The following is a 13,259-nucleotide window of genomic DNA, read 5'->3' as shown; positions in this document are numbered from 1 at the left end:
GCGTGCTGGGCGTGCTGGCGGTGATGCTCGCGTTCGGCTTCATCGGCGCTGCCGCAGGGGTGAGCTGGTGGGCGTTGTGGGACCCAGCGCCGGAGGCGGTGGTCTTCCGCCAGGAGCCGTACTTCATGCCCGACGGCGAGTTCCGCTCCACCGGCACGTACGTCGCCATCGCGGCGCCGGTGGGACTCGTCCTCGGCCTGGTGCTGACCTGGTGGTGTCGGCGCGACCCGCTGACCATGGTCCTCGCAGTGCTGGCCGGGTCGGTGATCGCGGGCGCGGTGATGATCGGCGTCGGGCTGCTGCTCAGCCCGGCGGACCCTCAGGCATCGGCGCGCAGCGCCGCCGAGCTTTCGACCGTGCCCGGCATGCTGCGCGTCCAGCCGGGAGCGGCGTGGTGCGTGTTCCCGTTCGCAGCGATGCTCGGCGCGCTGGCCGTGCTGCTCACGACATCGCCCGCGCCGGTGGAGAACTCCCGGGCCTGAGTCCGCTGAGCCGGTAGGCTCCGGTGACCTTCAGCACCACAATCACGGGGAGCCACATACATGTCTGACGTCATTCCTCCCGACGCCTCTGCGCCGGAGCCCACCACCGTCATCGAGGAGCCGCAGCCCAAGGGCCGCAAGCGCATCGCGCTCGCCGCTGGCGGCGCCGTCCTCGTTGCCGCGGTTGCCGGTGGTGGCGCCTGGGCCTACCAGGCCTGGACCCAGCAGGGCGACCAGCCGGCCGAGGCACTGCCGGCGTCCACGACGCTCGGCTACGCCGCGATCGACCTCGACCCGACGGGCGAGCAGAAGATCGAGGCAGTCCGGGTCCTGAACAAGTTCCCGGCGTTCAAGGACGAGCTGGACCTCGGCACCAAGGACGACATCCGCGAGAAGGTCTTCGAGGCCATGCAGAAGGACGGTCTCTGCAAGGACCTCGACTTCAGCAAGGACGTCGACGGCTGGCTGGGCGACCGCTACGCGATCGCTGCGATCGACCAGGGCAAGGACAAGACGCCTGCGCCGGTCTTCGTGCTCCAGGTCAAGGACGCCGCCAAGGCCGAGTCCGGTCTGAAGAAGGTCGCATCCTGCATGGCCGAGGACTCCGAGGAGTCGGGCGAGGAAGGCGGCTACGCCGTCAGCGGCGACTGGGCGATCATCGCCGAGACCGAGGCCATCGCGAAGGATGTCGTGAAGGACGCCGAGAAGGCGCCGCTCTCTGACGACGAGGACTTCCAGCGGTGGATCGACGCCGCTGGCGACCCGGGCATCATGTCGCTGTACGCCGCGCCCGAGGCCGCCAAGGTGGCTTTCGACGCCTTCGCTGCTGATATGCCCGCGTCTGACCTGCCCGCCGAGGCGAAGAAGTTCGTCGATGACTTCAAGGGCGCCGGTGGTTCGGTTCGCATCTCCGACGGCTCCCTCGAGGCAGAGTTCGCGATGGAGCAGCCCGAGGACGCGGTGACCGGCAAGCTCAGCAAGGACGGCACGCTCGCGGCGAGCTCGCTGCCCGCGACCACGGCCGCCATGTTCGGCCTGGCACTGCCCGACGGCTGGGTCGAGAAGGCTCTCGACGCCAACGGCTCCATGCTCGAGGAAGAGTCGGGCATGTCGACCGACGACCTCGTCAAGATGATCGAGCAGGAGACCGGCCTCTCGGTTCCCGAGGACATCGAGACCCTCACCGGTGAGTCGCTGGCGCTCGCCATCGACGCCGACTTCGACGCTGACGCGATCATGCAGGGCGACTTCACCGCGATCCCGGTCGGCCTGAAGATCAAGGGCGACCCCAAGGCCATCGAGAAGGTCATCGACAAGCTCCGTGCCGCTGGCGCGAAGTACGACATGCCCCGCAACTTCGTGGTCAGCAAGACCAGCGGCGACTACGTCGTGGTCACGATCAACGCGAAGTACGCCGACAAGCTGGCCGCTGAGAAGGGTCTGGGCGACACCGACCTCTTCGAGAAGGTCGTGCCGAAGGACGAGGACGCGACGGGTGTCTTCTTCATCAACTTCGACGCCGGCAGCCACTGGCTCGACAACCTGCTGTCGGACCTCGGTGCTCCGGACGAGATCGTTGACAACGTGAAGCCCCTCCAGGGCATCGGCGTCAGCGGCTGGGCCGACGGCGACGTGGGCCACTCGCTGCTGACGGTCACCACCGAGTGAGCTGATTTCCGCCACTGAGGGCGCTCGTGCGGCTTACGCTGCGCGAGCGCCCTTGTGCATTTTCCTGCCGCGGGCGCATCTCGGGCGCGTGCCCGGCATCAGGGGGAAGGCATCGCACATGACCGACGCAGCCGCACCACTCGGGCTGGGAGACCAGCTGGTCGTCCCGCCATCCACGCCGCGCAGGCGTCGTACAGCCCTGGCGGCTGCCGGCGTCGTGGGTGTCGCGGCGGTGGTCGGCGGGGGAGTGTGGGTCGGTCAGGCCTTCCTCGCCCGCGGCCCGCAGCCGGCCGAGGCGCTACCCGCCTCGACGCTGGCCTACGCCGCCGTGGACCTCGACCCGTCAGGAAGCCAGAAGCTGGAAGCCGCCGACTTCCTCGGAGAGTTTCCTTCGCTCGGCACGGGCAAGTCCGGCGACCTGCGCGAGCGGTTCTTCAACCTGGCGATGTCGGACCTGACGTGCGATCTCGGCTTCAAGGACGTCGAGCCGTGGGTGGGCAGTCGCGCAGCCATCGCCGTTGTCGGTTACGACAAGCCGGAGTTCGTCACCGTGCTCGAGGTCACCGACGGACCAGGGCTGGACAGGGGCCTCGATGAGGCCGAGAAGTGCGGTGGCGGAACTCAGGGCCACGCCGTCCTCGGCAAGTGGGCGGTCCTGGCGCGGACCGACGCCGTGGCGAAGGCGGTGCTGGCCGATGGCGCCGAGGCTCCGCTGTCGCAGGACACCGACTTCCAGCAGTGGACGGACAAGGCCGGCGACGCCGGCGTCGTCACCCTGTACGCCGCGCCTGCCGCAGGTGACGCGATCCTCAAGGCCGCCGAGAAGGAGCCGTTCCTGGCCATGATGGCCGCGTCGGGTCTGAGCAGCCTCGACCCGATCGGGATGGGCGCTGGCATGGTCCCGCTGTTCGGGATCGGCATGGCGATGGACTCCGAGATGGAGGGCGTGGCGGAGTTGGGAAGCGCTGACGGGGACGTCTCGTACGCGCCGATGACGAAGGCGGAGGAGAAGCGCCTCACGAAGATGACGTCCGAGGAGCAGGAGACGTACCTCGAGAAGAAGTACGGCCCCGCGCCGACCGAGGTGATGTCCGAGGCGGAGATGGACGAGCTCCAGCTCACGCCGGAAGCGCGCCAGGAGATGCTGGACGAGCACGCGAAACTGACCGCCGAGATGGCGCAGGAGCTTGCGGACGACGAGATGCCCGCGGTGAAGGACGAGGAGATGTCCGATGAGGACATGGCCGCCATGGAGGATGAGTTCCTGACGCCGGAGGTGCCTGAGGACGTCCGCGCGGCGCTGAGTGGCTTCCGCGGTGCCGGAGGGGTGGTGCGTTTCGCCGACGGAGCCCTGGAGTTCGAGCTCGTGGCCGACCACCTGGACCTGGGGGCCGCTGACCTGGCCGCGGGGAGTGGCGGTGACGATCTGCTCGACACGTTCCCGGCCACCGCCCCGATCGCCTACGGCGCGGGGCTGGCCGACGGCTGGGAGGAGCACCTCTTCGATGCCTTCGGCATGGGCATGTGGGGCGGCTCGGAGAAGAGCATGATCAAGGAGTTCGAGAACAGCACCGGTCTCGACTACCCGGCCGACATCGAGGCACTCGGCGGCGACGGGTTCGCCGTCGTGTTCCCGGACGGGTTCAACCCGGAGAAGATGTTCGACGGCGGAGGCATGCCGGTCGCGTTCCGTGTGAACGGCGATCCCGCGAAGGTCGAGGCCTCCCTGGAGAAGCTCAAGGGAGCAGCTGTTCCGACGCTCGTCTGGCAGCGCGACGGCGACGATGTCCTCGTCGGTCTCGACGCCGCTCACCTGGCCGACCTCGCCGGCACCTCGGGCCTGGGTGGGTCAAAGACCTACGAGTCCGTGCTCCCGGAGGCCGGCGACGCTGCGAGCGTGCTCTTCATCGACTTCGACGCCGAGAACTGGCTGGTGAAAGCCAACTCGAAGGAGGACCGCGCTGATGTCGAGCCCTTGAAGGCACTCGGCTTCAGCCGGACCGTCACCGGTGACGAGGAACGAACGCTGGTGCGGCTCACCACCGACTGATCAGTTGGGGGACCAGCCGGTCCGGGCGACGTCGATCGCGGGCAGTGACGGCAGTGCCGTCATTGCCCGCAGCTCGTCGCGCAGCAGCTTGGTCACCATGGCCAGCCGCAGGTGGGTGTCCTCGGCCTCGAGCAGCGACTGCCGGTCGGGCAGGGGGAGCAGGCAGGTGGCGGCCAGGCTCCACGACAGGTACGTCGGGTCGTGGGGGAGGTCGCCTTCGAGGACCTCGTGGCCGTGCAGCTCGGAGAGCCGCTCGCGGTAGCGCTCGAAGGTGAGGAACGCGCGGTCGGCGACCTCCTGGGCGACGTACGCATCGTCGTCGGGGAGCAGGTCGACCTCGCCGGCGAGGAACGGCCCGCTGGTGTCGAGCCGGTCGAGGCGGAGCCGCCCGCGGCCGACCGCGACGATGTCGAACGTGCCGTCGCCGTTCTGGTCGACCTCGGTGAGCTGGAGCAGGCAGCCGATGCGGTAGAGCGACTGGCCGCCGTGCGCGCTGGTGCCGCCGAGTCGCTCGCCGACCTCGAAGCCCTCGCGGATCGCGACGGTGCCGAAGAGCCGCTTCTTCGGATCCTTGATCCGCAGCAGCTCGTGCACCAGCGCCCGGTAGCGGTCCTCGAAGACGTGGAGCGGCAGCGTCACGCCCGGGAACAGCACCGTGTTCAGGGGGAACATGGGCAGCGACTCGGTCACGTCAACAACCCTAGTGCGCGGCCGACGTGGAATCCGGAGGAAGCGCGACCGCGCGCCCACCTAGAATTGCCCCATGATCCGCCGCATCGACCTCCGGGGCGCCCAGACCGGGACGCCTGTCGACTACCGCACCGCTGTCCCGCGTGCTGCGTTCGACGTCGAGGCTGCCCTTCATGTCGTCCGCCCGATCTGCGACGACGTCCGCGATCGCGGTGTCGACGCCATCGTGGAGTACTCCGCCAGGTTCGACGGGGTGACGCAGACCGAGATCGCTGTCCCGGTCTCGGCGATCGCGCGCGCTCTGGAGGACCTCGACCCCGACATCCGGGCCGGTCTGGAGGAGTCGATCAGGCGCCTGCGGATCACCTGCGAGGCCGAGATGGAGCACGACACGGTCACCTCGCTCGGCGAGGGTGCGACGGTCACCCACAAGCTGATCCCGGTCAACCGCGTCGGCCTCTACGTCCCGGGCGGCCTCGCGCCGCTGGTCTCCAGCGTGATCATGAACGTCGTCCCGGCGCAGGTCGCGGGCGTGAAGTCCATCGCGCTGACCTCGACTCCGCAGAAGGAGTTCGGCGGCCTGCCGCACCCGACGATCCTCGCCGCCTGCGCGCTGCTCGGCATCGACGAGGTGTACGCCGTGGGCGGCGCCCAGGCGATCGCCATGTACGCCTACGGCGCCGGCCCGTGCCGTCGCGTTGACCTGGTCACGGGTCCGGGCAACATCTACGTGGTGTCGGCCAAGCGCCTGCTCAAGGGTCAGATCGGCATCGACTCCGAGGCCGGTCCGACCGAGATCGCGGTGCTCGCCGACGACAGCGCCGACGCGGCGTACGTTGCTGCGGACCTGATCTCCCAGGCGGAGCACGACCCGCTCGCCTCGTCTGTTCTGGTCACGCCGTCGCTCGCACTGGCTGATGCGGTCGAGATCGAACTCGTGGCGCAGGTTGCCGCGACGAAGCACCAGGAGCGGATCAACACTGCGCTCGGTGGAGAGCAGTCGGCGATCGTGCTGGTCGACGACCTCGAGCAGGGCCTGGCGGTCGTCGACGCCTACGCCGCCGAGCACCTCGAGATCCAGACCGTCGACGCTGCCGACTGGGCGGCGCGCGTGACCAACGCCGGCGCGATCTTCGTGGGCAACCACGCTCCGGTCTCGCTCGGCGACTACTGCGCCGGCTCGAACCACGTGCTCCCGACGGCCGGCTGCGCCTGCCACAGCTCGGGCCTGTCCGTGCGCTCGTTCCTCAAGGCCGTGCACGTCATCGACTACAGCCGCGCTGCGCTGGCGGAGGTCGCCGACCACGTGATCACGCTGGCCGAGGCCGAGGACCTGCCGGGCCACGCCGCTGCCGTGCGGGTGAGGTTCGCATGAGCTTTCCTCCCATCCGGCCCGAGCTGGCCGGCATCGAGCCCTACGGCGCGCCGCAGCTCACCAAGGACGCAGCGCCCGTTCAACTGAATGTCAACGAGAACCCCTATGGTCCGTCCGAGGCCTGCCTCGACGACATCGCGGCGTCGGTGCGCGAGGCGGCACGCACGCTCAACCGCTATCCCGACCGTGAGTTCACCGCGCTGCGTGAGGGGCTTGCTGCCTACCTGAACACCGACGGTGGCCAGGGGCTGACGCGCGACGAGATCTGGGCGGCCAACGGCTCCAACGAGGTCATGCTCCAGCTGCTGCAGGCGTTCGGTGGTCCCGGTCGCACGGCGCTGAGCTTCGCCCCGACGTACTCGATGTATCCCGAATACGCCCGCGACACCCACACGACGTGGGTGGCCGGCCGGCGCGAGACCGACTTCTCGCTCGACCTCGATGCGGCCGTTGCCCTGATCCGTGAGGTCCGGCCCAACGTCGTGCTCCTGCCGAGCCCGAACAACCCGACCGGCACCGCGCTGCCGCCCGAGGCGATCGGCGTGCTCTGCGAGGAGCTGGGGGAGTCGGCCTTGCTCGTTGTCGACGAGGCGTACGGCGAGTTCCGCCGCGAGGGGGTGCCGAGCGCCCTCGAGCTGCTGCCTCGCTACCGCAACCTCGTCGTGTCCCGCACGATGTCGAAGGCCTTCGCCGGAGCAGGGCTACGGCTCGGCTACCTGGCCGCTGACAAGGCGATCCTCGACGCGATCCGCGTCGTGCGCCTGCCCTACCATCTCTCTGCGGTGAGCCAGGCCACCGCGCTGGCCGCCCTGCGCCACGCCGATGAGCTGCTCGGCAAGGTCGATGAGCTCCGCAAGGAGCGCGACGAAACCGTAGGCTGGCTCCGCGACCGGGGCTTCGAGGTGGCGGACAGCGACGCGAACTTCGTGCTGTTCGGACTCTTCGAGGACCGGCACGCGGTGTGGCAGGGCCTGCTCGACCGCGGCGTACTGATCCGGGAGACCGGGCCGGACGGCTGGCTGCGGGTCTCGATCGGCACGCCGGACGAGATGACTGCTTTCAAGACTGCACTGACCGATGTTGTGAAGGAGCTCCGATGAGCCGCACGTCCACGATCACGCGTGAGACCAAGGAGTCCAAGGTCCACGTCGAGGTCAACCTCGACGGCACGGGCAAGGCTTCCATCTCGACGGGCGTGGGTTTCTACGACCACATGCTCAACTCGTTCGCGCGGCACAGCCTGATCGACCTCACCGTCCACACCGTCGGCGACACCCACATCGACGCTCACCACACGGTCGAGGACACCGCGATCGTGCTCGGCCAGGCGCTCGCGGAGGCGATGGGCGACAAGAAGGGCACGCGGCGCTTCGGTGACGCGACTGTCCCGCTCGACGAGGCGCTGGTGCAGGCCGTCGTCGACATCTCCGGTCGTCCCTACTGCGTGTGCACGGGGGAGCCCGAGGGCCAGATCTACGTGCAGATCGGCAACGACGGCTACGTCGGCTCCCTGACCCGCCACGTCTTCGAGACGATCGCGTTCCAGGCGCAGATCGCGCTGCACGTCCGCGTGCTCGCCGGTCGCGACCCGCACCACCTGGTCGAGACGCAGTTCAAGGCGTTCGCCCGGGCCTTCCGCGATGCCATCGCGCTCGACCCGCGCGAGACCGGCATCCCCTCGACCAAGGGTGTCATCTGACGATGGGCGCGCCTTCCGTCGCCGTTCTCGACTACGGGTCCGGCAACCTCCGCTCCGCCGTGCGCGCAGTCGAGCGCGCCGGCGCCGAGGTCACGCTGACCTCCGACTTCGAGACCGCGCTGGAGGCCGACGGCCTGCTGGTCCCGGGCGTCGGTGCGTACGCCGCGTGCATGGCCGGCCTGCGCGCCATCAAGGGGGAGCGGATCATCGGTCGCCGGCTTGCTGGTGGTCGTCCGGTGCTCGGCATCTGTGTCGGCATGCAGATCCTCTTCGCCAAGGGTGTCGAGCACGGTGTCGAGACCGACGGTTGCGACGAGTGGCCCGGTGTCGTCGAGCGGCTCCAGGCACCCGTCGTCCCGCACATGGGGTGGAACACCGTTTCTGTTCCGGCTGGCACCTCCCTGTTCGCCGGTGTCGAGGACGAGCGCTTCTACTTCGTGCACTCCTACGGCGTGCGTTCGTGGGACCTGGTCACCAATGACCGCACCCGCGCGCCCCTCGTCACCTGGGCCGAGCACGGAGGGGACCGCTTCGTCGCCGCCGTCGAGAACGGCCCGCTGAGCGCCACCCAGTTCCACCCGGAGAAGTCCGGCGACGCCGGTGCGCAGCTGCTGCGCAACTGGGTCAGCAACCTCTGAGTCGTTCCACCCCACGCGCTGAGGGCCGGGCATCCGCGCCGCGTTGCCTAGGATTCACCCCATGAGCAGCTACCTCGAACTTCTTCCCGCCGTCGACATCAAGGGCGGCCACGCCGTCCAGCTCGTGCAGGGCGTGGACGGATCCGAGAAGGTCTTCGGCGACCCGATCGAGGCGGCGTTGCGCTGGCAGAACGCGGGCGCGGAGTGGCTGCACCTCGTGGACCTGGACGCGGCGTTCGGCCACGGCAACAACCGCGAGCTGCAGGCGCAGATCGTCGGCGCCCTCGACATCAAGGTCGAGATGTCCGGAGGCATCCGCGACGACGAGTCGCTGGAGGCTGCGATGGCCACCGGCTGCCGCCGCGTCAACATCGGCACCGCTGCGCTCGAGCAGCCGGAGTGGTGCGCGAAGGCGATCGCCACGTGGGGCGACCGCGTAGCCATCGGCCTCGACGTCCGCGGCACCACGCTGGCCGCCCGCGGCTGGACCCGCGACGGCGGCGACCTGTGGGAGACCCTGGCCCGCCTCGACTCCGAGGGCTGCGCCCGCTACGTCGTCACCGACGTCAACAAGGACGGCATGCTCCAGGGCCCGAACCTCGACCTGCTCCGCCAGGTCTGCGAGCGCACCGACGCTCCGGTCGTGGCCTCGGGTGGCGTGACCACCCTCGATGACATCCTGGCGCTCATGACGCTGGTCCCGATCGGCGTCGAGGGCGCGATCGCCGGCACCGCGCTCTACGAGGGTCGCTTCACCCTCGAGGACGCGCTGGCCCTCACCCTGCCCACCGACCGACAGGCCTGACTCGGATGAGCCTCGCGGTCCGCGTGATCCCGTGCCTGGACGTCGACGGCGGCCGGGTGGTCAAGGGCATCAATTTCCTCGACCTGCGCGACGCCGGTGACCCGGTGGAGCTGGCGCGGATCTACGACGCCGAGGGCGCCGACGAGCTCACCTTCCTCGACATCTCGGCCTCGAGCGACGCGCGCGGCACGACGATGGAGATCGTCAGCAAGGTCGCGGAAGAGGTGTTCATCCCGCTGACCGTCGGTGGCGGCGTACGCGCTGTTGCTGACGTCGACCGCCTGCTCCGTGCCGGTGCTGACAAGGTCGGCGTCAACACTGCCGCGATCACCCGGCCCGAGCTGCTGGCCGAGATCGCGGACCGGTTCGGCAACCAGGTCCTCGTGCTTTCTGTGGACGCCCGTCGCGTGAAGGGGGAGGCCCGCACGGACTCCGGCTTCGAGGTGACCACCCACGGTGGCCGCACCGGCACCGGCCTGGACGCAGTCGCCTGGGCGGTCAAGGCCGCCGAGCTCGGCGCCGGAGAGATCCTGCTGAACTCCATGGACGCCGACGGCACCCGCGACGGCTTCGACCTGGAGCTGATCCGCATGGTCCGCGAGGCCGTGAACATCCCGGTCATCGCTTCTGGTGGCGCGGGCGCTGTCGAGCACTTCGCCCCGGCCGTCGACGCCGGCGCGGACGCGGTGCTCGCGGCCAGCGTCTTCCACTTCGGCACGCTGCGCATCCACGACGTCAAGGCCGGTCTGGCCGAGGCCGGTCACCCGGTCCGCTGAGCCGACAGGGTCAGACGGGCACGGCCAGGGTGGCCGTGTAGCCGCCCGGCGCCGAGCCGGTCACCTTGGCCAGCTGCAGCGAGTAGCCGTCCGAAAAGACGTTGTCGCTGTCGAGGGACAGCTGCTCCAGGTTGGCCACGCTGCTGTCGTACCCCTCGGCCACGCCGTACACCTCGCGGCAGGTGGCCTCGGGCAGCGCGAGCTGGGTCGTGCGCATCCGGTTGGAGGCTGACGTCGCGTCGTCCACCGACGGATAGACCTCGAAGTGCACGTGCGGCCAGCGGCCCGGGTAGCAGCCCGGGAAGACGGTCTTGAACTGGAGCCACCCGTCCTTGTCGGCCACCTGGACGCCGCGCAGGTAGTTCTCGTCCGCGATGTCGGAGGAGTACATCGAGTAGCGGCCCTCGCGGTCGGCGTGCCAGAGGTAGACCGCCGCTCCGGCGAGCGGCGTGGACTCGCCGTCCTCGAGCTGCAGGACGCGCAGCCGGATCGTTGTGGCCACTCCGGCTGCGACGCCGGAGCCGGAGCCGAAGCTCCTCGTGATGTCCTCGCGGACCACGCCGGACTGGCTGAGTACGTCGGGCCCGTTGCTGCCGTCGCCCGGGTAGGGGCCGGCCGTCTCCTCGGGGATCTCGCCCTCGCCGACCGCCGTGGAGACATCGGTCAGGCCGTCATCGGCGCTGCAGGCGACGACGAGGGTGGCAGCACCCACGCCGCCGAGCAGGCCGAGGAGTCCGCGCCGGCCGTAGCCGCGGGCCATCAGCCCGGGCAGGTCGTGGGCCAGGCCTTCCCTGTGATCGTTCGTCGTGTGCTCGCTCATGTGGCGAGTCTGCGCAGTGAGCCTGTACGCCGTCGCGGCATCGGCTGTGCGTTCCCTGTGAGGCTGGTCCGGGCACGTCGCCGGGGCTGGGAGAATGGTCGCGTGAAGCAACCTGACGGCGAGCCCGCGCCTCTCGACGGCACCCTGCCGGCGACCGCGCTGGCCGGTCAGGAGCAGCGACCCTTCGCCTTCTACGTGCACGTGCCGTTCTGCCGCGTGCGCTGCGGCTACTGCGACTTCAACACCTACACCTCTGCCGAGCTCGGTGGCGGCGCCGACCAGGCGTCGTACGCCGAGACGGCGGTCGCCGAGATGGCCCTCGCGCGCCGGGTCCTTGGTCAGGTCGACCGGCCGGTCGAGACCGTCTTCCTCGGTGGCGGAACGCCCACGCTGTTGCCCGCGCACGACCTCGGCCGGATGCTGAAGGCGATCGATGAGGAGTTCGGGCTCGCCCCAGGGGTCGAGGTCACGACCGAGGCAAACCCCGACAGCGTCTCGCCGGAGTACCTGGCGGAGCTGCGCAAGGCTGGCTACACCCGGCTCTCGTTCGGGATGCAGTCCGCGGTGCCGTCGGTGCTGGCCACCCTCGACCGCACCCACGACCCGGAGCGGGTCCCGCGGGCGGTCGAGTGGGCCCGCGAAGCAGGCTTCGACCAGGTCAGCCTCGACCTGATCTACGGCACGCCGGGGGAGTCCCTTGCCGATTGGGAGACCTCCGTGCAGGCCGCGCTGGCGTGCGAGCCCGACCACGTGAGCGCCTATGCGCTGATCGTCGAGGAAGGCACGGCCCTCGCCCGCCGCGTACGACGTGGCGAGCTGCCGATGCCCGATGACGACGACCTCGCCGACAAGTACCTCGTCGCCGACGAGCTCCTCAGCGCCGCAGGACTCAGTTGGTACGAGGTGTCCAACTGGTCCCGTGACGAGGCGAGCCGCTGCCGCCACAACATGCTCTACTGGCAGGGCGCTGACTGGTGGGGCATCGGCCCCGGATCGCACAGCCACATCGGCGGGGTCCGCTGGTGGAACGTCAAGCACCCGAGCGCCTACGCGCAGCGGCTGGCGGCGGGAGAGTCGCCCGCGCACGAGCGTGAGCTGCTCACTCACGAGGAGCGCCGGACCGAGCGGGTGCTGCTCGAGCTGCGCCTGCGCGACGGGCTCCCGCTCGACGTGCTCGATGCCGCGGGCGCCGCTGCGGTGCCAGGGCTGGTGGGCGACGGACTGCTGGAACCGGGCCCGCTGGAGGACAGCGAGCGGCTGGTGCTCACGACACGCGGACGCCTGTTGGCTGACGCGGTGTTACACCAATTGCTTCCGTGACCGCACAATAGAGAGGCGCCCTCGCCGGGGCGCGTCGTCGGAGGGATCCCGCATGACTCTCGCCATTGCTGTCCTGGCGCTGATCGTTGCTGTCGTGCTGGCCGTGATCTGCGGTCTGCTGCTGTGGCAGCTGCGCACGCTCAAGCTGCGCGCCGAGGCCCTTGCCGACGAGGTGTCCCTCCTCGAGCCCGCTCCGCCGATGGCACCCGATCTCGAGGCCACGCTGGGCGCGGGCAACCGCCGCCTGCTGGTGGTGGAGGTCCTGAACCCGCTCGACGTCGCCTTGTCGCGCAACAAGGCCGCGGGCGTGCTGGCCGCGATGGCCCCTGAGCGCCTCCGCAAGATCGTGCTGGAGCAGGCCTCCCGCGAGATGGTGGCGGAGATGGCCGACCAGGGCCTCGAGGTCGAAGTGCGTGTCCATGCTGCTCGCTAGTGCCGTCGGTGCACTGGTCGTGGTCGGCCTGCTGACCGCCGTCGCCGTGCGCCTCTTCTTCGCCACTGATCGCGCCCTGGTCACTGCGGAACGAGCTGTGCGACGCCAACAGGCATGGTCCAACGAACGCACGATCTTCCTGACGATGCGTGCGCGGATCGCCGACGGAGTCCAGACAGGCACGGACGCCGTGGCCATGGGCAGCTCGATCACCCGGGTGAGCCACCGCGCGATCGCGGCGATCCCGTTCGGGATCCTGCGTGCCATCCCGGCCACCCGCGAGCGCAGCCGACGGATCCAGGCCGTCCACGACGAGCGTGCCGCCCGGGTCTACGAGTCCATCGAGACGATGAGCAGCCGGATCGCCGACGGCGTTCGTCGTCGTCTGATCGGCGAGGCCGATGCGATCGGTGAGCTGGAGTCCTTCGAGCAGACGCAGGTGCTCGAGGTCGAGTGGGAGATCACCGACGAGGGCGGCCCAGACTGAGCGGCGCAGACTGAGT

General features: G+C 69.7%; 14 protein-coding genes. 12 read left to right on the top strand and 2 right to left on the bottom strand.

The window, feature by feature from the left end; all coding sequences use genetic code 11:
- The first annotated feature begins 2 nt into the window (after nucleotides 1–2).
- From D4739_RS16455 to D4739_RS16445, 3 genes are all read left to right on the top strand, one after another.
- Nucleotides 3–482, top strand: a complete 480-nt coding sequence (locus tag D4739_RS16455) for a hypothetical protein (protein WP_120061610.1) — start codon at nucleotides 3–5, stop codon at nucleotides 480–482.
- A gap of 60 nt (nucleotides 483–542) precedes the next feature.
- Entirely contained in the window at nucleotides 543–2,150 is a 1,608-nt protein-coding gene (locus tag D4739_RS16450; RefSeq protein ID WP_120061609.1) for a DUF3352 domain-containing protein, read from the top strand.
- A gap of 118 nt (nucleotides 2,151–2,268) precedes the next feature.
- Nucleotides 2,269–4,200, top strand: a complete 1,932-nt coding sequence (locus D4739_RS16445) for an Rpb4 family DNA-directed RNA polymerase subunit (protein ID WP_120061608.1) — start codon at nucleotides 2,269–2,271, stop codon at nucleotides 4,198–4,200.
- Here D4739_RS16445 and D4739_RS16440 read toward each other — a convergent pair whose 3' ends face one another.
- The gene (locus tag D4739_RS16440; RefSeq protein ID WP_120061607.1) at nucleotides 4,201–4,890 is read right to left on the bottom strand and encodes an LON peptidase substrate-binding domain-containing protein; all 690 of its coding nucleotides are present in this window, start codon (nucleotides 4,888–4,890) and stop codon (nucleotides 4,201–4,203) included. It abuts the gene before it with no gap.
- 73 nt (nucleotides 4,891–4,963) lie between these two features.
- Between D4739_RS16440 and hisD the strand changes: the two genes are divergently transcribed.
- The 6 genes from hisD to hisF all read left to right on the top strand — a co-directional run bounded on the left by hisD (nucleotide 4,964) and on the right by hisF (nucleotide 10,183).
- A complete protein-coding gene (gene hisD, locus D4739_RS16435) occupies nucleotides 4,964–6,265 on the top strand; it encodes a histidinol dehydrogenase (RefSeq protein ID WP_120061606.1) in 1,302 nt (433 codons plus the stop codon).
- On the top strand, nucleotides 6,262–7,365 hold the full coding sequence (locus tag D4739_RS16430) for a histidinol-phosphate transaminase (protein WP_120061605.1): 1,104 nt from the start codon (nucleotides 6,262–6,264) through the stop codon (nucleotides 7,363–7,365). Before hisD ends, D4739_RS16430 begins: the two co-directional genes overlap by 4 nt.
- Entirely contained in the window at nucleotides 7,362–7,964 is a 603-nt protein-coding gene (gene hisB, locus D4739_RS16425) for an imidazoleglycerol-phosphate dehydratase HisB (protein ID WP_120061604.1), read from the top strand. The genes D4739_RS16430 and hisB overlap by 4 nt, the downstream gene beginning before the upstream one ends.
- A gap of 2 nt (nucleotides 7,965–7,966) precedes the next feature.
- Entirely contained in the window at nucleotides 7,967–8,602 is a 636-nt protein-coding gene (hisH, locus tag D4739_RS16420) for an imidazole glycerol phosphate synthase subunit HisH (RefSeq protein ID WP_120061603.1), read from the top strand.
- Between the two features lie 61 nt (nucleotides 8,603–8,663).
- The gene (gene priA / locus D4739_RS16415) at nucleotides 8,664–9,407 is read left to right on the top strand and encodes a bifunctional 1-(5-phosphoribosyl)-5-((5-phosphoribosylamino)methylideneamino)imidazole-4-carboxamide isomerase/phosphoribosylanthranilate isomerase PriA (protein ID WP_120061602.1); all 744 of its coding nucleotides are present in this window, start codon (nucleotides 8,664–8,666) and stop codon (nucleotides 9,405–9,407) included.
- A gap of 5 nt (nucleotides 9,408–9,412) precedes the next feature.
- Nucleotides 9,413–10,183 carry an imidazole glycerol phosphate synthase subunit HisF gene (gene hisF, locus D4739_RS16410; protein ID WP_120061601.1) on the top strand — a complete coding sequence of 257 codons (771 nt, stop codon included), beginning with the start codon at nucleotides 9,413–9,415 and terminating at the stop codon, nucleotides 10,181–10,183.
- Nucleotides 10,184–10,193: 10 nt separating this feature from the next.
- On the opposite strand, the gene D4739_RS16405 is transcribed toward hisF, so the two are convergent.
- Entirely contained in the window at nucleotides 10,194–11,003 is an 810-nt protein-coding gene (locus D4739_RS16405; protein ID WP_120061600.1) for a dioxygenase family protein, read from the bottom strand.
- 102 nt (nucleotides 11,004–11,105) lie between these two features.
- Here D4739_RS16405 and hemW point away from each other — a divergent pair, with 102 nt between their 5' ends.
- From hemW to D4739_RS16390, 3 genes are read left to right on the top strand one after another with little or no spacing between them, the layout of a single operon-like run.
- Nucleotides 11,106–12,323: a radical SAM family heme chaperone HemW gene (gene hemW / locus D4739_RS16400; RefSeq protein ID WP_120061599.1), complete on the top strand. Its 1,218-nt coding sequence runs from the start codon at nucleotides 11,106–11,108 to the stop codon at nucleotides 12,321–12,323.
- 52 nt (nucleotides 12,324–12,375) lie between these two features.
- Nucleotides 12,376–12,756: a hypothetical protein gene (locus D4739_RS16395; RefSeq protein ID WP_120061598.1), complete on the top strand. Its 381-nt coding sequence runs from the start codon at nucleotides 12,376–12,378 to the stop codon at nucleotides 12,754–12,756.
- Nucleotides 12,743–13,243, top strand: coding sequence for a hypothetical protein (locus tag D4739_RS16390; RefSeq protein ID WP_120061597.1), 501 nt, complete (start codon nucleotides 12,743–12,745; stop codon nucleotides 13,241–13,243). Before D4739_RS16395 ends, D4739_RS16390 begins: the two co-directional genes overlap by 14 nt.
- Nucleotides 13,244–13,259 lie beyond the last annotated feature (16 nt).

Source organism: Nocardioides cavernaquae (genome assembly GCF_003600895.1).
In the GTDB taxonomy this organism is placed as follows: domain Bacteria; phylum Actinomycetota; class Actinomycetes; order Propionibacteriales; family Nocardioidaceae; genus Nocardioides; species Nocardioides cavernaquae.
This window is presented reverse-complemented; position numbering and strand designations above follow the sequence as displayed.

What these genes read in the sequence shown, in the direction of transcription:
- D4739_RS16395 (WP_120061598.1), top strand. Translation starts at nt 12,376, where the DNA reads ATGACTCTCGCCATTGCTGTCCTGGCGCTGATCGTTGCTGTCGTGCTG.
- D4739_RS16405 (WP_120061600.1), bottom strand. Translation starts at nt 11,003, where the DNA reads ATGAGCGAGCACACGACGAACGATCACAGGGAAGGCCTGGCCCACGAC.
- hisF (WP_120061601.1), top strand. Translation starts at nt 9,413, where the DNA reads ATGAGCCTCGCGGTCCGCGTGATCCCGTGCCTGGACGTCGACGGCGGC.
- D4739_RS16430 (WP_120061605.1), top strand. Translation starts at nt 6,262, where the DNA reads ATGAGCTTTCCTCCCATCCGGCCCGAGCTGGCCGGCATCGAGCCCTAC.
- priA (WP_120061602.1), top strand. Translation starts at nt 8,664, where the DNA reads ATGAGCAGCTACCTCGAACTTCTTCCCGCCGTCGACATCAAGGGCGGC.
- hisB (WP_120061604.1), top strand. Translation starts at nt 7,362, where the DNA reads ATGAGCCGCACGTCCACGATCACGCGTGAGACCAAGGAGTCCAAGGTC.
- hisH (WP_120061603.1), top strand. Translation starts at nt 7,967, where the DNA reads ATGGGCGCGCCTTCCGTCGCCGTTCTCGACTACGGGTCCGGCAACCTC.
- hisD (WP_120061606.1), top strand. Translation starts at nt 4,964, where the DNA reads ATGATCCGCCGCATCGACCTCCGGGGCGCCCAGACCGGGACGCCTGTC.
- D4739_RS16390 (WP_120061597.1), top strand. Translation starts at nt 12,743, where the DNA reads ATGCTGCTCGCTAGTGCCGTCGGTGCACTGGTCGTGGTCGGCCTGCTG.
- D4739_RS16450 (WP_120061609.1), top strand. Translation starts at nt 543, where the DNA reads ATGTCTGACGTCATTCCTCCCGACGCCTCTGCGCCGGAGCCCACCACC.
- D4739_RS16445 (WP_120061608.1), top strand. Translation starts at nt 2,269, where the DNA reads ATGACCGACGCAGCCGCACCACTCGGGCTGGGAGACCAGCTGGTCGTC.